Annotated in this window: 26 protein-coding genes and 1 tRNA gene; 9 read left to right on the top strand and 18 right to left on the bottom strand. The window is 73.7% G+C overall.

All coding sequences use genetic code 11. From position 1 onward, the window contains the following. Positions 1 to 153: 153 nt before the first annotated feature. The 12 genes from F8568_RS26940 to purU all read right to left on the bottom strand — a co-directional run bounded on the left by F8568_RS26940 (position 154) and on the right by purU (position 8298). Complete coding sequence (locus F8568_RS26940; RefSeq protein ID WP_151596494.1) at positions 154 to 759, bottom strand: Asp23/Gls24 family envelope stress response protein; 606 nt, start codon at positions 757 to 759, stop codon at positions 154 to 156. Beyond that, complete coding sequence (locus F8568_RS26935; RefSeq protein ID WP_151596493.1) at positions 760 to 1368, bottom strand: DUF6286 domain-containing protein; 609 nt, start codon at positions 1366 to 1368, stop codon at positions 760 to 762. Then, a complete protein-coding gene (locus tag F8568_RS26930; RefSeq protein WP_151596492.1) occupies positions 1365 to 1739 on the bottom strand; it encodes an Asp23/Gls24 family envelope stress response protein in 375 nt (124 codons plus the stop codon). Before F8568_RS26930 ends, F8568_RS26935 begins: the two co-directional genes overlap by 4 nt. After that, positions 1736 to 1930, bottom strand: a complete 195-nt coding sequence (locus F8568_RS26925; RefSeq protein ID WP_151596491.1) for a hypothetical protein — start codon at positions 1928 to 1930, stop codon at positions 1736 to 1738. The genes F8568_RS26930 and F8568_RS26925 overlap by 4 nt, the downstream gene beginning before the upstream one ends. Further along, complete coding sequence (locus F8568_RS48630) at positions 1927 to 2466, bottom strand: hypothetical protein (protein ID WP_236009181.1); 540 nt, start codon at positions 2464 to 2466, stop codon at positions 1927 to 1929. The genes F8568_RS26925 and F8568_RS48630 overlap by 4 nt, the downstream gene beginning before the upstream one ends. Beyond that, positions 2463 to 2897, bottom strand: coding sequence for an Asp23/Gls24 family envelope stress response protein (locus F8568_RS26915; RefSeq protein WP_202125392.1), 435 nt, complete (start codon positions 2895 to 2897; stop codon positions 2463 to 2465). Before F8568_RS26915 ends, F8568_RS48630 begins: the two co-directional genes overlap by 4 nt. 217 nt (positions 2898 to 3114) lie before the next feature. Further along, on the bottom strand, positions 3115 to 3300 hold the full coding sequence (locus F8568_RS26910) for a hypothetical protein (protein WP_151596489.1): 186 nt from the start codon (positions 3298 to 3300) through the stop codon (positions 3115 to 3117). Positions 3301 to 3362: 62 nt separating this feature from the next. Then, on the bottom strand, positions 3363 to 4034 hold the full coding sequence (locus tag F8568_RS26905; protein WP_151596488.1) for a response regulator: 672 nt from the start codon (positions 4032 to 4034) through the stop codon (positions 3363 to 3365). Continuing rightward, positions 4031 to 5647: a sensor histidine kinase gene (locus F8568_RS26900; RefSeq protein ID WP_151596487.1), complete on the bottom strand. Its 1617-nt coding sequence runs from the start codon at positions 5645 to 5647 to the stop codon at positions 4031 to 4033. Before F8568_RS26900 ends, F8568_RS26905 begins: the two co-directional genes overlap by 4 nt. Before the next feature lie 506 nt (positions 5648 to 6153). After that, positions 6154 to 6705, bottom strand: coding sequence for a hypothetical protein (locus F8568_RS26895; RefSeq protein ID WP_151596486.1), 552 nt, complete (start codon positions 6703 to 6705; stop codon positions 6154 to 6156). Between the two features lie 2 nt (positions 6706 to 6707). Next, positions 6708 to 7322, bottom strand: coding sequence for a DUF6286 domain-containing protein (locus F8568_RS26890; protein WP_151596485.1), 615 nt, complete (start codon positions 7320 to 7322; stop codon positions 6708 to 6710). Positions 7323 to 7440: 118 nt separating this feature from the next. Then, on the bottom strand, positions 7441 to 8298 hold the full coding sequence (gene purU / locus F8568_RS26885; RefSeq protein WP_151596484.1) for a formyltetrahydrofolate deformylase: 858 nt from the start codon (positions 8296 to 8298) through the stop codon (positions 7441 to 7443). A gap of 239 nt (positions 8299 to 8537) precedes the next feature. On the opposite strand from purU, the gene F8568_RS26880 reads away from it, so the two are divergent. The 4 genes from F8568_RS26880 to F8568_RS26865 all read left to right on the top strand — a co-directional run bounded on the left by F8568_RS26880 (position 8538) and on the right by F8568_RS26865 (position 11808). Further along, positions 8538 to 9473 (top strand): alpha/beta hydrolase family esterase, encoded by a 936-nt coding sequence (locus F8568_RS26880; RefSeq protein WP_151596483.1) that lies wholly within the window; start codon positions 8538 to 8540, stop codon positions 9471 to 9473. A 63-nt stretch (positions 9474 to 9536) separates the two neighbouring features. Next, on the top strand, positions 9537 to 10721 hold the full coding sequence (locus F8568_RS26875; RefSeq protein ID WP_151596559.1) for an amino acid deaminase/aldolase: 1185 nt from the start codon (positions 9537 to 9539) through the stop codon (positions 10719 to 10721). Between the two features lie 38 nt (positions 10722 to 10759). Continuing rightward, positions 10760 to 11428, top strand: coding sequence for an SIMPL domain-containing protein (locus tag F8568_RS26870; protein ID WP_151596482.1), 669 nt, complete (start codon positions 10760 to 10762; stop codon positions 11426 to 11428). A 32-nt stretch (positions 11429 to 11460) separates the two neighbouring features. Further along, positions 11461 to 11808: a zf-HC2 domain-containing protein gene (locus tag F8568_RS26865; protein WP_160573770.1), complete on the top strand. Its 348-nt coding sequence runs from the start codon at positions 11461 to 11463 to the stop codon at positions 11806 to 11808. Here the strand turns inward: F8568_RS26865 and F8568_RS26860 are convergent. Next, entirely contained in the window at positions 11759 to 12058 is a 300-nt protein-coding gene (locus F8568_RS26860) for a DUF3618 domain-containing protein (protein WP_151596481.1), read from the bottom strand. The genes F8568_RS26865 and F8568_RS26860 overlap by 50 nt on opposite strands. A 124-nt stretch (positions 12059 to 12182) precedes the next feature. Here F8568_RS26860 and bcp point away from each other — a divergent pair, with 124 nt between their 5' ends. Next, positions 12183 to 12650, top strand: a complete 468-nt coding sequence (gene bcp, locus F8568_RS26855) for a thioredoxin-dependent thiol peroxidase (RefSeq protein WP_328601033.1) — start codon at positions 12183 to 12185, stop codon at positions 12648 to 12650. 28 nt (positions 12651 to 12678) lie between these two features. On the opposite strand, the gene F8568_RS26850 is transcribed toward bcp, so the two are convergent. The 3 genes from F8568_RS26850 to F8568_RS49805 are packed head-to-tail and all read right to left on the bottom strand — an operon-like array spanning position 12679 to position 13477. Beyond that, positions 12679 to 12837: a DUF397 domain-containing protein gene (locus F8568_RS26850; RefSeq protein ID WP_151596479.1), complete on the bottom strand. Its 159-nt coding sequence runs from the start codon at positions 12835 to 12837 to the stop codon at positions 12679 to 12681. Further along, positions 12834 to 13061 carry a Scr1 family TA system antitoxin-like transcriptional regulator gene (locus F8568_RS49810; protein ID WP_328601041.1) on the bottom strand — a complete coding sequence of 76 codons (228 nt, stop codon included), beginning with the start codon at positions 13059 to 13061 and terminating at the stop codon, positions 12834 to 12836. The genes F8568_RS26850 and F8568_RS49810 overlap by 4 nt, the downstream gene beginning before the upstream one ends. 11 nt (positions 13062 to 13072) lie before the next feature. Then, positions 13073 to 13477 (bottom strand): Scr1 family TA system antitoxin-like transcriptional regulator, encoded by a 405-nt coding sequence (locus F8568_RS49805; protein WP_151596478.1) that lies wholly within the window; start codon positions 13475 to 13477, stop codon positions 13073 to 13075. 285 nt (positions 13478 to 13762) lie between these two features. Here F8568_RS49805 and F8568_RS26835 point away from each other — a divergent pair, with 285 nt between their 5' ends. Further along, on the top strand, positions 13763 to 14191 hold the full coding sequence (locus F8568_RS26835; RefSeq protein WP_160573768.1) for an ATP-binding protein: 429 nt from the start codon (positions 13763 to 13765) through the stop codon (positions 14189 to 14191). A 50-nt stretch (positions 14192 to 14241) separates the two neighbouring features. Here F8568_RS26835 and F8568_RS26830 read toward each other — a convergent pair. Then, positions 14242 to 14325 (bottom strand) — tRNA-Leu (locus F8568_RS26830). A 335-nt stretch (positions 14326 to 14660) separates the two neighbouring features. Between F8568_RS26830 and F8568_RS26825 the strand changes: the two genes are divergently transcribed. The 3 genes from F8568_RS26825 (at position 14661) to F8568_RS26815 (ending at position 17232) form a co-directional block, all read left to right on the top strand. Then, positions 14661 to 15434: a GntR family transcriptional regulator gene (locus F8568_RS26825; RefSeq protein ID WP_202125379.1), complete on the top strand. Its 774-nt coding sequence runs from the start codon at positions 14661 to 14663 to the stop codon at positions 15432 to 15434. A gap of 79 nt (positions 15435 to 15513) precedes the next feature. Next, complete coding sequence (locus F8568_RS26820; RefSeq protein WP_151596476.1) at positions 15514 to 16920, top strand: amidase; 1407 nt, start codon at positions 15514 to 15516, stop codon at positions 16918 to 16920. Positions 16921 to 16986: 66 nt separating this feature from the next. Beyond that, complete coding sequence (locus F8568_RS26815; protein WP_202125378.1) at positions 16987 to 17232, top strand: hypothetical protein; 246 nt, start codon at positions 16987 to 16989, stop codon at positions 17230 to 17232. 73 nt (positions 17233 to 17305) lie between these two features. Here the strand turns inward: F8568_RS26815 and F8568_RS26810 are convergent, their stop codons facing one another. Further along, a complete protein-coding gene (locus tag F8568_RS26810; RefSeq protein ID WP_151596475.1) occupies positions 17306 to 18844 on the bottom strand; it encodes an MFS transporter in 1539 nt (512 codons plus the stop codon). Positions 18845 to 18880 lie beyond the last annotated feature (36 nt).

Below are 18880 nucleotides of genomic sequence, written 5' to 3'. Positions count from 1 at the left end.
CATGCGTCGATGGAAAGCCCCTCGGCAGAGCCGCCCGGAACCAGCAGGTCGATCAAGCGAGCCCCCTCATTCCTCGACGTCATGTTCACTAAAGAACGCTAGTCGAGCGAAACGCCATGCACGCCCAACAACCCCCAAAGGTGGTCCCAAAGGTCAGAGCAGCGTCTCCGCGCGGTCGCCCTTGACCAGCCGCAGGCGCACCACCGCCGGGATCGACGGGCGCCCGAGGGCGGTGGCCAGGCGCGGCATCCCTTCGTCCTCGATGCGGCGGCGCAGTTCGGCCGGATCGGCGCGGCGTAGGTAGGTGACGTTCAGCCGCAGTTCCGGCCGGCGCGACGAGCCGATCAGCCGGGCCCGCGCCGTCCGCACCCCCGGGTACTCGGCGACCTCCGCCTCCAGCGCGTCCGTCACGGCTTTCGCCGACACGCGTGTCCGGCCGCCCGAAGGATCCGGCTCCACCGCCAGCCCCGGCAGCCGTCCCGTCCGGCCCTGGGCGAGGAGCCAGGCCAGCCCGAGCAGCGCCAGCACGATCACCGCCGCCGCGACCGCCGGCCAGAACCAGCCGTGATCGGCGGCGTACCGCCGGACGGTCCCGCTGAACACCAGGCCGCCCGCCCGGTCGCCGCCGAACGCGCCCGCCCCGCGTGCCAGCCCCGCCCCGCCGGCGGCGACCATGAGCGCCCCGACCAGGACCAGCCCCGTCCGGTTGAGATGCGCGGGCCGCCGGTCCGTCCCGGCCCGCGCGGTCCGGTCCCCCATCTAGATCTCCTTGCGCTTCATCCGCACCTTCACGGTCCGGGGGCGCAGCGGCCCGATCCGCTCCAGGGTCCCGCGCACCGCGTCCGCGACCCCGTCCTCCAGGTCGCGCGGGTCGCTCACCGGCGTCTCCGCGACGATCGTGACCCGCCTCGGCCGCAGCCGGACCCGCCGGACCCGCGCCACCCCCGCCGCGTCCCCCGCCGCCCTCGCGACGGCCCGGCACAGCCCGCGCCTGCTGACGCCCATCACCACGTCCGGCACGCGGCCGTGCAGCGGCACGACCCGCGAGCGTCCCGGCAGCAGCCCCGCCAGCAGGAACACCAGCCCGACCAGCACCAGCCCCCCGCTGATCGCGCGGACCTCCCACCCGTCCCACCGGACGTCCAGCAGCCCGCGATAGGCGATGACGTGCAGGGACGCCCCGAACATCGCGGCGAGGACGTCGATCGCCGCGATCACCGACGCCGCGGTCAGCAGCAGCGCCGCGAGCGCGCCGATGCGGACCCGTCGCGAGCGGAACGCGTGCAGTGCCGCCCGGTCCGCCCGCCGTTCGCCGGGCGTCCGCGCCCCCTGCGCCGGCACCCTCCGGTGCCCGGCATGCGTGATCATGAGACGGTCCTCCCGCCGCCCGGCCGCTCCAGCTCGGCCACGTCGATGTCCACCTGCCGGACGGTGAGCCCCGTCAGCGCCTCGACGCGGGCGCGGACGCGAGCGCGCACCTGCCGCGCCACGTCCCGCACCGGCATCGGGTACGGCACCGACAGCGCCACCTTCGCCGTGACGACCTTGCCGTGCACGCGCACGTCGGTCCGGACCGCGCGGCGCCCGGGCAGGCCGACGCCGAGCACGGACCGGTCGAGCCCGCGCGCCCCCGCCGTCTCCTCGGCCGCCTTCGCCGCGATGCGCGCCACGACCCGGTCGCTGATCGTCGTCCGGCCCCGCTCGGCCGGCGGGCGCGGCGCCTCCTCCGGGGCGGTCACCGCGGCCGCCGTCCCGTATTGATCGAGAACAGCTGCCGGATGTCGAGGTTCCCCTCGATGGCGCGGCCGGTCAGGAACCCCAGGCAGCCGAGGAACAGCACGATGAAGAACGGGCCGAACCCGCCGAACGCGCCCGCGAACCCGAGCGCCACCCCGAAGGCCAGGCCCGCCAGCGGCCATACCGGAATCATGTCGCGCCCCCTTCGGCGATGTCCCCGATCAGGACGTGCACCGGACGGCCCCCGGCCAGCGGGCGCACGGCCCGCCGCACGTCCCGCGCGGTCTCCGGGAGCGGCCGCTCCACCCGGGCCACCACCCCGACCTCGATCTCCGCGTCCCGGACGGCGACGCCGGCGAGCGGCCGTCCCGCCCGGTACGTCATGATCCGCGCCCGCGGCCCGGCGGTCAGCCCGGCGACCGACCGGCATCCGGCCACCGCCTCCGCGACCCGCTCCACCAGCCGGCCCTTGCCGTCCGCGTCCCCGCGGCCCCGCCCGGCGTCCCGCCGCCGCGTCCCGGGCTCGTGCGGCGCGTCCGCGCCGGGAAGCCGCCCTACAACGCGCCCGGCATCGCGGCCCGTGTAGCGCCCGGCCTCCTGCCTTGCGTCGCGCCCGGCGTCGCGCCCTCTCGCGCGCGGGCGGGCCGGCGCGTCGGCGCCCGGCGGCGGCGCCTGCTCCGGCGGGCCCGCCTGCCCGGCGGGCCGCGTCCTGCGGGTCCGGGCCGTCATAGCACCCGCGGGCCCGTCGGCTGCTCGGACTCCTCGCGGTCGTCGTCCGGCAGATGGATGTCGTCGACCGTGATGTCGACCTCCACGACCTCCAGCCCGCACATGTGCTCCACCTGGCCGATCACGTTGGAGCGCACCGCGTCGGCGAGAGCGGGGATCGAGGCGCCGTAGTCGACGACCAGGTCGATGTCGATCGCCGCCTGCCGCTCGCCGACCTGCACCCCGACGCCCTGCGTCGGGTCCGCGGCGACCCCGGGCAGCCGCTCCTTCACCGAGCCGATCGTCCGGCTCATCCCCGCGCCCATCTCGTGCACGCCGCCCACCTCGCGGGCCGCCATGCTGGCGATCTTGGCGACCACCACGTCGGCGATCTCGGTGCGGCCGCCCGACGTCACGAGCTCGCTCGTCCCGCCGGCGCGGGCGCGCCGCAGTCCCTCCTCGGGCCGGTCCTGCGCCGCGACCGGGCCGTCCCTGCGTCCATCGTCCTGGCTCACCGTGTCCCCCCGATGCGTCGGCTATGTGCGATTGATGCTCATTGCAGATCGCACCAAACCCTCCGGGGACGGACGAACAGGCAGGTCAACAGGGTTTTACATGCGATGCGGGGCCGGCGGCGCCGCGCCGCCGGCCCCTCGCCGCGAAAGGGCGCTACCCCTTGAACATCGCGCGCATCTTCCGGGCCGCGTCGCCCGGCTTGACCTTGCGCGGCTTGTCCCCCGCGCGTCCGGCGTCGTCGGCGGCCTCCCCGGTGCGGGCCGTACGGGCCTCGCCCGGCTCGTTCCTCCGCTCCGGTTCGGCGGTCCTGCGGTCCACCTTGTCGTTCAGGTCACCCACGACAACTCCCCCGATGTCGCTGACGGATCGTTCGTCCCTTAGGTACCCCGCGGCGCGCCCGTCTACCCCGGGTAGAAGCGGACCTCCGGCCGGCCGACCTGCCCGTAGTGGGGACGGCGCGTCGCCAGGCCGTTCTCGGCGAGGTACTCCAGGTAGCGGCGCGCGGTGACGCGGGACACCCCGGCGAGGTCCGCGGCCGCCGCAGCCGACAGCCCGTCCGGCGCCCCCGCCAGCACCTCGGTGATCGCCTGGAGCGTCTCCCCGCTCATCCCCTTCGGCAGCGACCGGTGGCCGGGCGTCCGCAGCGTCGCGAGCACCCCGTCCACGTCCGCCTGCCCCGTCACCTCCCCCGTCCCCACCAGCTGCTCCCGGTACCGCGCGTACCCGACGAGCTTGTCGCGCAGCGACGCGAACGTGAACGGTTTCAGCAGGTACTGGACGACGCCGACCGACACCGCCGAGCGGATCACCGCGAGGTCCCGCGCCGACGTCACCGCGATCACGTCGACCTCGCTGCCCCCGGCCCGCAGCGCCCGGCAGACCGTCAGCCCGTGCGTGTCGGGCAGGTAGAAGTCCAGCAGCACGACGTCCACCGGCGTCCGCTCGCAGAACCGCAGCGCGTCCGCGCCCGAATGCACCACCCCCGCCACCGCGAACCCCGCGACCTGCTCGACGTACGAGCGGTGCGCCTCCGCCGCGACCGGGTCGTCCTCCACCACCAGCACCGAGATCATCGGACGTCCAGCGGCAGCCGGACGGTGAACACCGCGCCGTCGTCCCCGCCGCCGTCGCCGGCGACCTCCACCGTGCCCGCGTGCCGCCGGACCGCCCGGCCCACCAGCGCCAGGCCGAGCCCGTGCCCCACCGGCCCGCCGGACGACTTGGTCGTCCAACCCCGCCGGAACATCTCCGGCACGTCCGCCGGATCCACCCCCGGGCCGCTGTCGGCGACCCGCAGCACGAGCCGCCCGTCCTCGCGGCGCACGCTCACCCGGACCCGCGGCGGCCGCACCCCCGCGTTCTCCACCGCCGCGTCCACCGCGTTGTCGATCAGGTTCCCGAGGATCGTGACCAGGTCGCGCGGCTCCACCACCCCGTCGATCGCGGTGTCCTCGGCGATCTCCAGCTCGACGCCGCGCTCCGCCGCCTCCGCCGACTTGCCGAGCAGCAGCGCCGCCAGCACCGGCTCCGTCACCGAGCCGACGACCCGGTCCGTCAGCCGCTGCGCCGCCGCCAGATCCGCCGTCGCGAACTCGACCGCCTGCTCCGGCCGCCCGAGCTCCACCAGCGACACCACCGTGTGCAGCCGGTTCGCCGCCTCGTGCGCCTGCGACCGCAGCGACTCCGCGAACCCCCGCACCGTGTCCAGCTCGCCCGTCAGCCCCTGCAGCTCCGTGTGGTCCCGCAGCGTCACCACGTTGCCCATCGCCCGGTCCCCGGACCGGACCGGCGCCGTGCTGACGACCAGGACCCGCGTGTCCCCGACATGGATCTCGTCCGCGCGCGGCTCCGGCGACGTCATCGACGCCACCAGCTCCTCCGGCAGCCCCAGCTCACCGACATGCCGCCCGTCCGGGCCGTCCGGCGGCAGGTCCAGCAGCTCGCGCGCCGCGTCGTTGCACAGCACCACGCCGCCACCGCGGTCCAGCAGCACCAGCCCCTCCCGGACGGAGTGCAGGATCGCCTCGTAGTACTCGAACATCCCCCGCAGCTCGCCCGGCGCCACCCCCCGCGTCTGCCGCCGCAACCGCGCCGCCACCAGGTAGCTCCCGCCGATCCCGATCGCCAGCACCATCACCGCGACGCCCACCACCACGAGCAGCCGCCGGCGCAGCTCCGCCGAGATCGCCCGGATCGTGATCCCGACCGCCACCAGCGCCACCACCCGGTGCCCGTCCCCGAACACCGGCGCCACCGTCCGCACCGACGGCCCCAGCGTCCCGGTGTAGGTCTCGGTGAACGCGTGCCCCGCCAGCGCCCGCGCCGTGTTCCCGACGAACCGCCCGCCGATCCGCGCCGGCTTCGGATGCGTGTACCGGATCCCCGCCGGACTCATGATCGTGATGAAGTCGACGCCGGTGTCGTGCCGGATCCGCTCCGCGTACGGCTGCAGCACCCGGCTCGGCACCGGCGCCGCCACCGCCGCCCGCACGTCCGGCGCGTCCGCGATGCTCTCCGCCAGCGCCGTCACCGTCTGCGCCGCCCGCTCGTCGGTCGCCCGCCGCGCGTCCAGGTACGCGAGCGTCGCGCCGACCCCCACCAGCAGCGCCACGATCGCCGCCTGCAGCGCCAGCAGCTGCCGGGCCAGGCTCCAGCGTCCGGGCGCCGCCCAACCGGGACGCCGCATCGCACCCGTACCTTTCGTCTCGGCCGTTCCCTCGAGTTCTGCCGTGAACGAAATGTACACAACCGTGACCGTTACCAGAAGATCGCGCATAGTGACGGATGCATGCCCCGCGACCTGCACGGCTTTCCGTGTGCGCGGGCGCCCATCGTGTGCATGCGTCCGCTCCGCGGCGCAGGGGCGCCTGCCCGAGCGCGGGCACCCGTCCGGGGCCGGACGCCGCCCCCCGCCCGGCGAGGCCCCGGACGGGTGTCGCGTGTTTTCTTTGCATTGCCCTTGGCGGTCAGGCGCTGGGGCGCCTTCCCTTCGGCGGGCGATGCGTGCGATCGCAGCATCGCTCCGGCTCGCCTGGCGGCTCGCCGCGCGATCAAGTTCTCGCAAGCTCGAACTTGGCTTCGCACGCGATCGCGACGGTCGGCCTCGTCGCGCGGCTGAGCCACAAGCCCCGGCCCCCTTGCGGCCACCGTTCCGCGCGGGCCCGAACTCCGCGGACACGCGACGGGTGTGAGTTACGCGGTTTCCGGGTGGGGGACGCGGGGGCGTTTCTCGGGTTGCGGGAACGCCAGGTGGAAGCGGACGATCGCCTTCAGGTCGGGCATGCCCAGGGCGCGGCGGTAGCGTTCGACGGGGCCGGCGCCGAGCTCGCCGTAGACCTCGCTGAGCAGCGCGTCGCCGGCGCAGGTCACGTGCATGACCAGGCGGGGGCGGTTGGCGGTGCCGGTGAGGCGGAGCCGGACGTCCTGGACGTCCGGGAGCTCCTTGGCCGTCTTGACGAGGACGTCGGCGGCGGCGCGGGCGTGCGCGCGGGTCTGCGGGTCGAGGTCGGGCCACCGCAGGTGGACGACGGTGCGGCCCTGCAGGACCAGCCAGAGCTGGCCCGCGAGCGCCAGGATCTCGGCGACGCCCGCGGCGGCGGGCAGGAACCACGGGGCGCCGGCGGCGAAGCGCACCAGCGCGGGGTCGAGCGGCGGGTGCCCGGCGAGGCCGGACGCGCTCAGGGCGAGGGCGGACGCGCCGCACAGCAGCAGCAGGGCGCCGGTCGCGGCGATCGGGATCCTCATCGTCAGTCCTTCCGCCAGCCGAGCCGGACGTCCACCAGGGGACGGTGCATCGGCTCGATCCGGTCGAGGCGCGCCGCGACCGCGGTGTGCACCAGTTCCTCGAGGTTCGCCGGGTTGCGGTAGTGCGTGACGGCCCGGACGATCAGCCGGCGGCGGAGCACGCCGAGGCCGCGGGCGCGGGCGCGCTCGATGCCGGGGACGGCCAGCGCGGCGTCGGCGGCGGCGCGGCGCAGCGCGGAGCGGCGGACGACGCCCGCGAGCCGCGGGTCGGCGCCGTCCAGCGGGACGCCGCGCAGCCGCCCGGGCAGCGCGGCGAGCAGGAACAGCAGGCCGCAGCCGGCGATCGCGGCGGCGGTCTCGCGAACGGCGGCGTCGCGCCACGGGCGGTGCCGCAGCGCGTGCACGAGGGCGCCCATGCCGGGGACCGGGTGGACGCCGGAGTGCAGCGCGGCGGCGAGCAGTTCGATGGCGGCGATCCCGCCGGCGGCGGTCACCGCGAGCGCGGCCGCCAGGCCGGCGAGCGCGCGCCGCGGGCGGAACTCGCGGACGGCGAGGCGCCGCGCCTGCCGCCTGCTGCGCTCTTCTTCGATCAAATCCTTGACCAGAGCCTCGGCCATAGCCACCCCCGTGAGCCACCGGCACGTCCGGACGATCTACCGCTACCCATAGTGAGGCAATGTCACGTGGAGTGAAACACGCCATGCCGACATCTCACGCTTTCACCTGCGCGAACGGTCAGCGGAAGACGACCGTGCGGTCCCCGTTGAGCAGCACGCGGTGCTCGGCGTGCCAGCGGACGGCGCGGGCGAGCGCGAGGCATTCGACGTCGCGGCCGACCGCCACCAGGTCCTCGGGGCTGTGCGTGTGGTCGACGCGGGCGACCTCCTGCTCGATGATCGGGCCCTCGTCGAGGTCGGCGGTGACGTAGTGCGCGGTGGCGCCGATCAGCTTGACGCCGCGCTCGTGCGCCCGGTGGTAGGGGCGGGCGCCCTTGAAGCTCGGCAGGAAGGAGTGGTGGATGTTGATGATCGCGCCGGGGAGCTTTGCACAGAAGTCGTCGGAGAGGATCTGCATGTAGCGGGCGAGGACGACGAGGTCGGCGCGGTAGTGCTCGACGAGGGCGAGGATCTCGGCCTCCTGCGCGGCCTTGCCGCCGGGCCCGGCCGGGAGGTGGTGGTAGTCGATGCCGTACGACTGGGTGAGCGGCCGCAGGTCGGGGTGGTTGGACGCGACGGCGACGACGTCGATGTCGAGGAGCCCGGAGCGCTGCCGGTAGAGCAGGTCGTTGAGGCAGTGCCCGCCCTTCGAGACCATGATGAGCACGCGGGGGCGCTGGGACAGGTCGTGCAGCCGCCACTGGAGGCCGAGGTCGGGAGCGAGGGAGGCGAACGCGCCGCGCAGCTCGTCGGCGTCGGTGCCGGGGCGGGCGGTGAACTGGACCCGCATGAAGAAGGTGCCGGAGTCGGGGTCGCCGAACTGCTGGCTCTCGACGATGTTGCAGCCGCGGTCGGCGAGCGCTCCGGAGACGGCGGCGACGATGCCCGGCCGGTCGGGGCACGACAGGGTCAGCACGTACTGGTCGGCTCGGTCCATGTCTCGGTCTCACTCTCGCCACGAAGGCGCAGCTCAGGTGGATACGGGGCTACGAGCCTACGCGGCGCGCCGCCGTCGCGCGGCCGTGCCGCGCCAGGACCCCGTTCATCGCGGCCCTCCAGCGGGTTGGAATTTCCAACCCACGAGCGGGGCGAGTTGGAGAACACAACTCGGTAGGCGCACCGGTTCGTCTACTCGTGAGTAGTTCGAGGGGAGCCGTTGAGGTTACTTTTGCACGCATGCGCCGGATCCTGATTGTCGCACTGGCCCTGTCCCTCGTCCTCGCGGCCTGCACGAGCAAGGACGGCGGCAAGGACGGCGGCAAGGGCGGCAAGCGGCCCGCGACGGTCGACGGGATCGCGACCGGCGCCGGCACCCACCAGGAGAAGATCGACGTGGGCACGCCCGGGCACCGGGAGTACCTGCTGCACATCCCGGCCAAGGTGGCGGACGGCAAGTGGAAGGACGGCAAGCTTGCCGACAAGCCCGCCCTCGTGATCGCGCTGCACGGCGGCCTCGCGAACATGAAGCAGATGGAGTCGCTGACCGGCTTCGACAAGCTCTCCGACGGCAAGGGGTTCGTGGTCGCCTACCCGGACGGCTTCATGACGACCTGGAACGCGGGGAGCTGCTGCGGCGCCGCGAAGATCGGGAAGATCGACGACGTCGGGTTCCTGAGCAAGCTGATCGACGAGCTGACCGGCGCCGGGCTCGCCGACCCGGACCGGGTGTTCGTCACCGGGTTCTCCAACGGCGCGGGCATGGCGTACAGGCTGGCCTGCGAGAAGCCCGGCAAGGTCGCGGCGATCGGGGTGGTCGAGGGGTCGCTGGTCACCGAGTGCGACCCGGACCGTCCGGTGTCGGCGATGATCTTCCACGGGACGGCGGACCGCAGCGTCCCGTTCAACGGCGGCGGGAACCGCGACTTCAACGACAAGCGGCCGTTCCCGCCCGTGTCGCGGGCGGTGGACTTCTGGCGGAGGCTGGCGAAGCTGCCGGAGCCGCACGAGAACGTGAAGGCGCTCAGCGGCAACACCGACTGCCAGGGGACGGGCAAGGGCGAGCAGGGCGTCGAGGTGACGTTCTGCAAGATCCAGGGCGGGACGCACGCGTGGCCGTCCGAGGCGAGTGAGATGCTGTGGAGGTTCTTCGACGCGCACCCCCGCAAGGGCTGAGAGCGGGCGCACTGGTATGTGAGAGCTTTTCACATTCACCGCTATTGTGGCACTGTGGCCAACATGAACCTCCGGGAGCGCTACGACGCCGCGACCGCCGGCCTAGAGGCGCCGTTCGCCGTCGTCGACCTCGCGGCCTTCCGCGCCAACGCCGCCGACCTGGTGCGCCGCGCCGCCGGCAAGCCCATCAGGATCGCCAGCAAGTCGGTGCGCTGCCGCGCCCTCCTGGAGGAGGCGCTCGCGATGGACGGCTTCGCCGGCGTCATGGCGTTCACCCTTCCCGAGGCGCTCTGGCTCGCCCGGGAGGGCGTCAGCGACGACGTCCTCGTCGCCTACCCGACCGCCGACCGCACCGCGATCGCCGAGCTGGCCGCCGACCCCGCCGCCGCCCGCGCGATCACCCTGATGGTCGACTGCCCCGCGCACCTCGACCTCATCGAGGAAGCCGCCGGCGGCGCCCGCGTCCGCGTCTGCGTCGACATCGACGCCTCCTACCGGCCCCTCGGCGGCCGGGTCCGGATCGGCGCCCTGCGCTCCCCGCTGCGCACCCCTGCCGACGTCGCCGCGTTCACCGAGGAGATCCTCAAGCGGCCCGGCCTGCGCCTCGCCGGGCTGATGGCCTACGAGTCGCAGATCGCCGGCGTCGGCGACCTGCCGCCCGGACGGCCCGCCCGGGCCCGCGTCATCCGCGCCATGCAGCAGCGGTCCCGGATGGAACTGGCCCGGCGGCGCGCCGGGATCGTCCGCGCCGTCCGCGACCTGGCCGACCTGGAGTTCGTCAACGGCGGCGGCACCGGCAGCGTCGAGAAGACCGCCGCCGAGCGCGCCGTCACCGAGATCGCCGCGGGCTCCGGGCTGTACCAGCCGCACCTGTTCGACTACTACTCCAACTTCACCGGACGGCCCGCCGCGCTGTTCGCGCTGCCCGTCGTCCGCCGGCCCGGCCCCGGCGTCGCGACCTGCCTCGGCGGCGGCTACCTCGCGTCCGGGCCCGGCGACGACGTCCGGCTCCCCCGGCCCTACCTGCCCGCCGGCCTGTCCTACGACCCGAACGAGGGCGCCGGCGAGGTGCAGACGCCGCTGCTCGGCCGCACCGCCGACGAGCTGCGGATCGGCGACCGGGTCTGGTTCCGGCACACCAAGGCGGGTGAGCTGTGCGAGCGGTTCGCCGACCTGCACCTCATCGACGGCGCCCGGTTCGTCCGGACCGTCCCGACCTACCGGGGCGAGGGGAAGACCTTCCTCTAGCAGCGCCGCCCCTCCCGGCCACCGGTTAGGTTGGCGGTATGAGCGACGCTCCGTTGATCAGTGTGCGCGGCGAGGCGGTGCTGGAGGCCGAGCCGGAGATCGCCCGGCTGTCGGTGCACGTCCAGTCGCAGGAGCCGGACCGGCGCAGGGCGCTGGACCGGCTCACCGAGCGCAACCGGGCCGCGCTCGACCTGATCGGCTCCTACGGCGACGCGGTGGAGCGGACCGAGACCGGCGGGCTCGTCATCACCCCGCTGGTGAAGTACCGGCGCCGCGAGGGCGACATCCGCGCCTACCAGGGGACCGTGCTGATCAAGGTGACGGTCGCGGACTTCACCGTGCTCGGCGAGCTGGTCACCCGGCTCGGCGACCTCGAACGCACCCGGGTGGACGGACCCGACTGGGACCTGCGCCGCGACAGCGACGTCTACCGGCGGGCCGCCGAGCAGGCCGCGCAGGAGGCCGTCGCGCGCGCCCGCCGGTACGCGGAGGCGCTCGGCGCGCGGCTGACCGGCCTGGTCGAGCTGTCCGACGAGGGCCTCGGCCGCGACGAGAGCATGGGGCAGCCGGTCGCGCTGGCCGGCGCGTTCAGCCCCGCACCCGGAGGCGCGGGCGAGCCCGAGCCGATCGACCTGGAGCCGGAGACCCAGGTCGTCCGCGCCGCCGTCGAGGCCCGTTTCACCGCCACCGCCCCCGACCTCGGCTGAACGACTCGACCCCCGTCGCCGTACTGCTGGGTGTGGAGGGTTCCGGTTGCGGTGAGTACCGGCCCGGCCTCGGCGTCTACGCCCTCGGGCGGCTCGCCGGGGCCGAGGCCGAGGCGCTGGCGGCGCACCTGCGCGGCTGCCCGCCGTGCCGCGCCGAGCTGGCCGAGCTGCGCGGCGTCGCCGAGCTCCTCGCCCGGACGGCCCGCGCCGGCGCCCGTCCCCGCACCACAGGCCGAGCCCGCGCCACCGCCGACCCGCGGGCCGTCCGGGCCGGAAGACGCGAAGGCGCCGGCCGCGGTTCGCGGTCCGGCGCCTCCGTGACGGGCGGGTTCAGCGGCGCTTGCGCTTACGGCGCCACAGGACGAGGGCGGTCAGGGTGACCGCGGCCGCGGCGCCCGCGTAAACGACGCGCTTGTCGAGCCGGCCCGGCTCGCCGTCCTCGCCCTCGGGCCGCACCATCGCGTTCACGGCCCGGGCGAGCTGCCCGGCCTCCTCCTTGATCCGCTCGGTGCCCTTGTGGGCAAGGTTCCTCGGGTTGACCCGCTCGGCCAGCTCGTCGATCGTGCGCGCGAGTTCCAGGCGGGTGCGCTCGATCTCCCGCTCCAGCGCCTCCGGGTCGCGGTCAGCCATGCCGTTGTCCTTGTCGTGTCGAGCGAAGCATGATCCGAACAGTGTTGCAGGTCTTCCCGCCGGACGCCCGCCGTACCCCGAGCGGTACCGTTGGAGCCACCATCCGAGCGAAAGGCGGCACAGGGTGTCAGAGCGGCTGCAGCCGGGCGACGTCGCCCCCGATTTCGAGCTCCCGGACGCCGACGCGTCTCCGGTCTCGCTGGCTTCGTTCCGCGGCAGGCGGGTGATCCTGTACTTCTACCCGGCGGCCATGACCCCCGGCTGCACCAAGGAATCGGTCGACTTCCAGAGCAGCCTGGGCGAGCTGGAGGCAGCGGGCGTCGCCGTCGTCGGCGTCTCCCCGGACAAGCCCGCCAAGCTAGCGAAGTTCCGCGAGAAGGAGGGCCTGACCTTCCCGCTGCTGTCCGACCCGGACACCGAGGTTCTGCAGGCCTACGGCGCCTACGGGGAGAAGAAGCTGTACGGCAAGGTCGTCGTCGGCGTGATCCGCTCGACCTTCATCATCGACGCCGACGGGAAGATCGAGAAGGCCTACTACAACGTGAAGGCCACCGGCCACGTCGAGCGCCTGCGCCGCGACCTGGGCCTCTGACCCTCAGTTGAGCTGTGGCGTGTCGTCGTTATGACGGCTCGTATAACGACGACACGCCACAACTCAACGAGCCGTCCGGGTCCTTGGAGTCCCTGATGGCGACACCGCCGATCAGCTCGCCGACCTCCACACACATCTCGTCAGTGGAACTGCCGCTGTACGAGCTTTTGCGCCAGTCGATCCTCATGCGAACTCCTTTATGACCTTTTCGATCAGGGCACGGGATTCGCCTTCGGACGAGGCTTTCGTCCCGATCAACTCGAAGTCTATGGTGATCTGACGAACCTCGGCAGCGTCCTGAACCAACCGGCCGCCGTGGAACGCACCGGTGTAGGCGACGTCCTTGCGCTCCAGACTCATGATCTGGAATGGCCCGGTCAACCCGAGATGCCAGCCGACCGACCGTGCGATAACGCGAATGCTCAGGCCCGGACGCTCCCCCAGCTCTCCAGCAGCCGTCGAAGTTGAGCCCTCATGACCTCGGCTGCCCCTACTGGACGGTCCACCGCATCCTGATCGAGGAGAACCAGCATCAGCGGGCAATCCTCCCGGCCGATGATCAACTCTTGCCGGGCCATACGCTCCGTCAGCGCCTTCTCGACGTCATCGATGCGCGCCATCGACAGGACGGCCCGGGCGTAGCCCTCGGTCTGAAGCGGGACGGGGATGCCCTGCCCTTGATAGATGCGGAGGATTCTGGCCTTCACCTCATACTCGACGCTCTTGCGGAACCAGTCAGGGCTGTGGAGGGATCGCGCGAACGTCAGCAGCCGCTCGAAGTGCCCTCCGGTGCCCCATGCCGTGCCCAGGGCCTTCGCCTGGTCCATGTCAATGCAGGCCCGACCGGCTTCCAAGTTCGCAACATGGGACCGGACCGGACGCAATTGATGATCTTGCCTACCTCGGTACCGGTGAGCCCTCTCTTCTGGCGATAGAAGCGCAGGTCGTAGGCCAGCCAGGCGTAGAGCGAGGACATGGGGTCCAGTTCGTCGGCGGCGCTCATCGATATCTCCCGGGGGTTGAGATGTTTGCGAATACACCACAGCCTAGTAACCCGTCGTGATTCTTGGAGTACAGATCGTGAATCACTCCAGGGAGGAACGCGACGACCGATGATGACGACGCCGGACTGCCTGCTAATCCCCATGTTGGCCTCTAAAGCGGCACCGGGCCTCGGGCGGACGCTCACCAAAACACGGCTGCACAACTGGGGCTATATGCATATTTCGGACGATGCGGTGCTGGTCGTTTCGGAATTGGTCACCAATGCGGTGGCGGCCGCGGCGCCCGGGGAGGAGATCCGTCTGCAGGTCAGTCGCGACGTCGCAGGCGTCGTCATCGCGGTGTGGGACGCGAGCACGGCCAGGCCGCGGCCTCGTCCGGTGGCCGGCACCGCGCGCGACGCCCTCGACGTGTCCGAGGGGCACCGGGACGACAACGGCGGCCGGGGCCGCCCGATCGTCGCGGCGCTCGCCGTCGAGTGCGGCCACACCCCCGACCCGTCCGGCGGCAAGTGGGTCTGGGCTCGCCTCAAGCCTTGACCCGGTCGCGTTGAGTCGCGCAGCACGCCGCGACGTGGACGTCCGATGGGTGCGGGCGGGGGGACTCGAACCCCCACGGTGTCTCCACCAGCAGGACCTAAACCTGCCGCGTATGCCTACTTCGCCACGCCCGCGCGCTCCGTACGGAGTGCGTTCAGCTTAGCGTCCTGGCTGGTCGGCATGTCGGCCGATTACCGGCGCCCGGCCCCATGGACGGCGTTGCCGGGCGCAACTCGGCGAATCGCCGGGCCGGGCCGGCGTCCGCGCAGGCAGGAGCGCGAGGACGGCGGCGGGGACGCGGCGTAACCTGGCGCAACGGCGGCGACATGCTCCCGCAACGACTCCTGCCTAGCGTCCTTGGACGTCGGCGGAGGCGGAAGAGGGAGGTGCGATGGCGGTCGTGGAACGTAACACACCGGCAACCACCGGAACATGCGGGCGCAACGGCGTGCGCCTACCGTCCCGGCACATGACGGCGACCAGGTCCCGGGGCAGGGGCGCACCCGAAACGCAGGGGACGCCGACCGGGGCGGACGTGCGGCGGCTGCGGGACCTGCTGCGGTCGGCGATCCTGCGCGGCGCCTATTCCGGCGGCCGGCTGCCCGGCGAGCCCGAGCTGATGGCCGCGCACGGCGTGACGCGGGCGACGGTGCGCGAGGCGCTCGCGCTGCTGCGCGCCGAGGGGCTCGTCGACCGCAGGCAGGGCGTCGGCACCCACGCGGTCGTCGAGGCCGTGCTCGCCCCGCTCGCGGAGGCGCACGGCGCGGCCGACCCCGGCGCGGGCAGCGTCTTCGACCGGCGGATGCGGCCGCGCGTGCTGGACCGTTCCGTGATCCCGCTGCCGGAGGTCGCCGCCGACCGGCTCGGCGCCCGGGCCGCGGAGCCGTGCCTGCGCATGGAGTACGTGGCGCTGCTCGGCGACGTACCGGTGGCCGTCGCGACCAACTACGTGCTGTTCCCCGAGGCGGAGCGGCTCCGCGACGTCCCGTTCGTCTCGGACTGGTACGCGCTGCTCGCCGAGGCGGGCGTGGCCCTCGGCGAGTCGGAGTTCGTCCTCGGCTGCCTGCCCGCCGACACCGGCACGGCGGGACTGCTCGGCCTCGCCGCCGGAGCGCCGGTCGTCACCCTGGAGCAGGTCATCCGAGGTCCCGGCGGCCGCCCCTTCGACCTCGCGCACATCCAGCACCGGGGAGACCGGTTCCTGCTGGTCTCCCGCCTCCCGCGCGCGTCCGCGCGCGGCTGAACCGCACTTCCACCGCACCGATCAAGGCGTCCGTCCTCGCGGCGGGGACGGCGGCCGCGGCATGCCCTCAAGGAGAACCATGGAGACACCCCTCACCCTGACCGAGGCCGCCGAGGCGCTGCGCGCCGGCGCGGTGACGAGCGTCCGGCTGACCGAGGAGGCCCTCGCCGCCGCCGACCGGCACGACGGCGAGCTCGGCACCTACCTGGCGCGCTTCGACGACTACGCCCTCGAGCAGGCCGAACGCGCCGACCGGGAGCTGGCCGAAGGGATCGACCGGGGCCCGCTGCAGGGCGTCCCGTTCGGCGTCAAGGACATCATCGCGATGGCGGAGGGCCCGACGACGGCGCAGAGCCTGGTCCTCGACCGGGCCTGGGCGCAGGGACGGGACGCGCCGGTGGTGTCCCGGCTGAAGGAGGCGGGCGCGGTGATCACCGGCAAGGTCACCACGATGGAGTTCGCGTGCGGGATGCCGGATCCGTCCAAGCCGTTCCCGATGCCGCGCAACCCGTGGGACACCGCGACGTGGCCGGGCGGTTCCAGCTCCGGGACGGGCAACGGCGTCGCCGCCGGGCTGTTCTTCGCCGGGCTCGGCACGGACACCGCGGGCAGCATCCGCATCCCGTCGGCGTTCTGCGGGGTCACCGGGCTGATGCCGACGTTCGGCCGGGTGCCGAAGTCGGGCGTGGCGCCGCTCGGCTACAGCCTCGACCACGTCGGCCCGCTGGCGCGCAGCGCCCGCGACTGCGCCGCCGTCCTCGACGTCATCGCCGGTCCGCACGCGAGCGACCCCGACAGCGTCGGCCTGCCGTACGAGCAGCCTCTGCTCGACGGGTCGCTGGAGGGGGTGCGGATCGGGGTCGTCCGGGCCGGGCACTTCCCGGCGGAGGCCGACCCGGCGCTCGGGCCCGCCTTCGACGCGGCGCTCGGCGCGCTGTCCGGGCTCGGCGCGACGCTCATCGACGCCGAGCTGCCGTTCTGGACGGAGATGCTCACCGCCAACCTCGTCACGATGTGCGCCGAGGCGTTCGCCTACCACCGCAACGACCTGGTGGAGCGCTGGCGCGACTACTTCGCGGCGACCCGGCTGATGCTGGCGCGCGGCGCGCTGGTCACCGGCGCCGACTACGTGCAGGCGCAGCGGGTGCGGCACGTCGCGCAGGACGCGGTGGCGCGGATGTTCGAGGACCTCGACGTGATCGTCTGCCCGACCGCGGCGGTCGGCGCGCCGCGCTTCGACGAGCTGACCGACGGGGCGGGCCGGCTCGACATCGAGGGCCTGTTCCGCACGATCTTCACCCAGTACTGGGACTGCGTCGGCAACCCCGTCCTGGCCGCCCCGATGGGCGCGACCGCCGCCGGGCTGCCGCTGTCGATCCAGTTCGCCGGCCCGGCGTTCGGGGAGGCCGGGGTGCTGCGGGCGGCGGACGCCTTCCAGCGGGTCACGGACTGGCACCGCCGCGTCCCCGCCCTCGTCGCCGTCTGACCCGCGCGGCGACGACCGTCCGACCCGTGCCCGGAGCGGCCGGGCATCGCGAACCCTGGAGGAACCTTGACCGAGAACGTCCTGCGTCCCGCGCCTCCCGCGGACGACCCGCGCGTCATCGCGGAGGTGGGCCTGCTGGTCTCCCGTGCCGGGCTGCCGCTGTCGGCGGCCGAGCTGGCGGAGCTCGCCGCCTCGTACCCGCTCCAGCAGGCGGGGGTGGACGCGCTGTACGCGGTCCCCGAGGCCCGGTACGCCGATCCGGCCCTGCGGTTCCGGGCCGACGCCCGCATGACCGACTGGACAGCCGCCTGAGCCGTACAGGGAAGGGCCCCCGCGTCCTGCGGGGGCCCTTTCGCGTGACGGTGTGATCGCGGGTGGCGGGCGGTCAATTCGCCGGCTCCGCGGCGGCGGTCTCCTGCCCGGCGGGAGTCTCGGCGGCGGCCGCGGCGGGACGGCGGTAGAGGACGCCCACCAGCACGGCGGTGACGGCCAGGACGATCGCGGCGGACAGCAGCGCGGTGTGCAGGCCGTCCGCGAACGCCGCCTGCGCCTGCCGCATCACCTGCGGGCCGGCGTGCACGGCCATCGCCAGCGAGGTCCTGGCGTGCTCGGCGACCGGTCCGGGCAGCCCGGCGGTGTCCAGGTTCGAGCGGTAGCCGGACTGCAGGAGGCTGCCGAGGACGGCGATGCCGAGGGCGCCGCCGAGCTCGCGGGCCAGGTCGTTCATCGCCGACCCGACGCCCTGCTTGTCGGCCGGGAGGGCGTCGGTGATGGACGCGGTCGCGGGCGTCATGGCGAGGCCCATTCCGGCACCGAGCGGGATGAGGCCGCCGAGCATGACCCAGTAGCTGCTGCCCGTGTCCAGCAGGGACAGCACCAGCAGGCCGACGCTGACCAGGATGAGGCCGGCGACGATGACGCGGCGCGGTCCGACCTTCGCGGCGGCGCGGGGGGCGATGCCGCGGGCGGACGGCATCATCGCGGCGGCCATCGGCAGCAGGCAGGTGGCGGCGAGCAGCGGGCCGTGGTCCTTCACGAGCTGCAGGTACTGCAGGACGGTGAAGACGAAGCCGAAGAAGGCGAAGAACTGCACGGTGATCGACAGGGTGCCGGCGGAGAAGGCGCGGTGCTTGAACAGCCGGGGGTCGAGCAGCGGGTCGCGGCGGGTCAGCTCCCAGCCGACGAACCCGGCGAGGACGGCGACCGCGGCGGCGAGGCCGATGAGCGTGCGGGCGCTGGTCCAGCCCTCGGTGGGCGCCTCGATGATCGAGTAGACGCCGGCGCCGAGGCCGAGGACGGTGATGAGCGCGCCGACGAGGTCGAGCCTCGGCGCGTCCGGGTCGGCGGACTCGGGGACGACCGCGAGGGTCGCGGCGAACGCGAGCACGGCGAGCACGATGTTCAGCAGGAACACCGAGCGCCACGACCACTGCTCCAGCAGGCTGCCGGAGACCAGCAGGCCGAAGATCGCGCTGGCGCCGGCGACGCCGGCCCAGGCGCCGACCGCGCGGGTGCGCTGCCGTACCGGGAACGTCGAGGTGATGGTGGACAGCGTCGCGGGCATCACCAGCGCCGCGCCGACGCCGAGGACGCCGCGCATCGCGATCAGCCACTCGGGGTCGCCGGCGAACATCGCGGCGGCCGACCCGGCGCCGAAGATCGCGAGCCCGGCGGCGAGCGCGCGGCGCCGGCCGTAGCGGTCGCCGATCGCGCCGCCGAGGAGCAGCAGCGCGGCGAACACCAGCGCGTAGGCGTCGATGATCCAGGACAGCTGGGTCTGGGTGGCGCGGGTGTCGCGGGCGATGGACGGGATGGCGGTGTTGAGGGACGCGACCGCCGACACGACGGTGGCGAGGGCGAGCATGACGGCCGGCAGCACGGCCCGGTGGACCTGCCCTCCGGGCGCCGTTCCTGTGGTGGCCATCGGGGCCTCCTCGGTGCGGGATCTCTTCGCTGTGAC

It is taken from the genome of Actinomadura physcomitrii, from assembly GCF_008923205.2.
In the GTDB taxonomy this organism is placed as follows: Bacteria; Actinomycetota; Actinomycetes; order Streptosporangiales; family Streptosporangiaceae; genus Spirillospora; species Spirillospora physcomitrii.
Note: the sequence above shows the minus strand (reverse complement) of the source record. Positions and strands in the feature narration are given on the sequence as shown.

Bases quoted from the DNA above. Each gene is read 5' to 3' on its own strand.
- F8568_RS48630 (WP_236009181.1), bottom strand. From the start codon at position 2,466: ATGACGGCCCGGACCCGCAGGACGCGGCCCGCCGGGCAGGCGGGCCCG.
- F8568_RS26820 (WP_151596476.1), top strand. From the start codon at position 15,514: ATGGAGACACCCCTCACCCTGACCGAGGCCGCCGAGGCGCTGCGCGCC.
- F8568_RS26890 (WP_151596485.1), bottom strand. From the start codon at position 7,322: ATGGCCGAGGCTCTGGTCAAGGATTTGATCGAAGAAGAGCGCAGCAGG.
- F8568_RS26875 (WP_151596559.1), top strand. From the start codon at position 9,537: ATGAACCTCCGGGAGCGCTACGACGCCGCGACCGCCGGCCTAGAGGCG.
- F8568_RS26835 (WP_160573768.1), top strand. From the start codon at position 13,763: ATGATGACGACGCCGGACTGCCTGCTAATCCCCATGTTGGCCTCTAAA.
- F8568_RS26935 (WP_151596493.1), bottom strand. From the start codon at position 1,368: ATGATCACGCATGCCGGGCACCGGAGGGTGCCGGCGCAGGGGGCGCGG.
- purU (WP_151596484.1), bottom strand. From the start codon at position 8,298: ATGGACCGAGCCGACCAGTACGTGCTGACCCTGTCGTGCCCCGACCGG.
- F8568_RS26895 (WP_151596486.1), bottom strand. From the start codon at position 6,705: ATGAGGATCCCGATCGCCGCGACCGGCGCCCTGCTGCTGCTGTGCGGC.
- F8568_RS26860 (WP_151596481.1), bottom strand. From the start codon at position 12,058: ATGGCTGACCGCGACCCGGAGGCGCTGGAGCGGGAGATCGAGCGCACC.
- F8568_RS26810 (WP_151596475.1), bottom strand. From the start codon at position 18,844: ATGGCCACCACAGGAACGGCGCCCGGAGGGCAGGTCCACCGGGCCGTG.
- F8568_RS26905 (WP_151596488.1), bottom strand. From the start codon at position 4,034: ATGATCTCGGTGCTGGTGGTGGAGGACGACCCGGTCGCGGCGGAGGCG.
- F8568_RS26850 (WP_151596479.1), bottom strand. From the start codon at position 12,837: ATGAGGATCGACTGGCGCAAAAGCTCGTACAGCGGCAGTTCCACTGAC.
- F8568_RS26900 (WP_151596487.1), bottom strand. From the start codon at position 5,647: ATGCGGCGTCCCGGTTGGGCGGCGCCCGGACGCTGGAGCCTGGCCCGG.
- F8568_RS26880 (WP_151596483.1), top strand. From the start codon at position 8,538: ATGCGCCGGATCCTGATTGTCGCACTGGCCCTGTCCCTCGTCCTCGCG.
- F8568_RS26925 (WP_151596491.1), bottom strand. From the start codon at position 1,930: ATGATTCCGGTATGGCCGCTGGCGGGCCTGGCCTTCGGGGTGGCGCTC.
- F8568_RS26825 (WP_202125379.1), top strand. From the start codon at position 14,661: ATGACGGCGACCAGGTCCCGGGGCAGGGGCGCACCCGAAACGCAGGGG.
- F8568_RS49805 (WP_151596478.1), bottom strand. From the start codon at position 13,477: ATGGACCAGGCGAAGGCCCTGGGCACGGCATGGGGCACCGGAGGGCAC.
- F8568_RS26870 (WP_151596482.1), top strand. From the start codon at position 10,760: ATGAGCGACGCTCCGTTGATCAGTGTGCGCGGCGAGGCGGTGCTGGAG.
- F8568_RS26940 (WP_151596494.1), bottom strand. From the start codon at position 759: ATGGGGGACCGGACCGCGCGGGCCGGGACGGACCGGCGGCCCGCGCAT.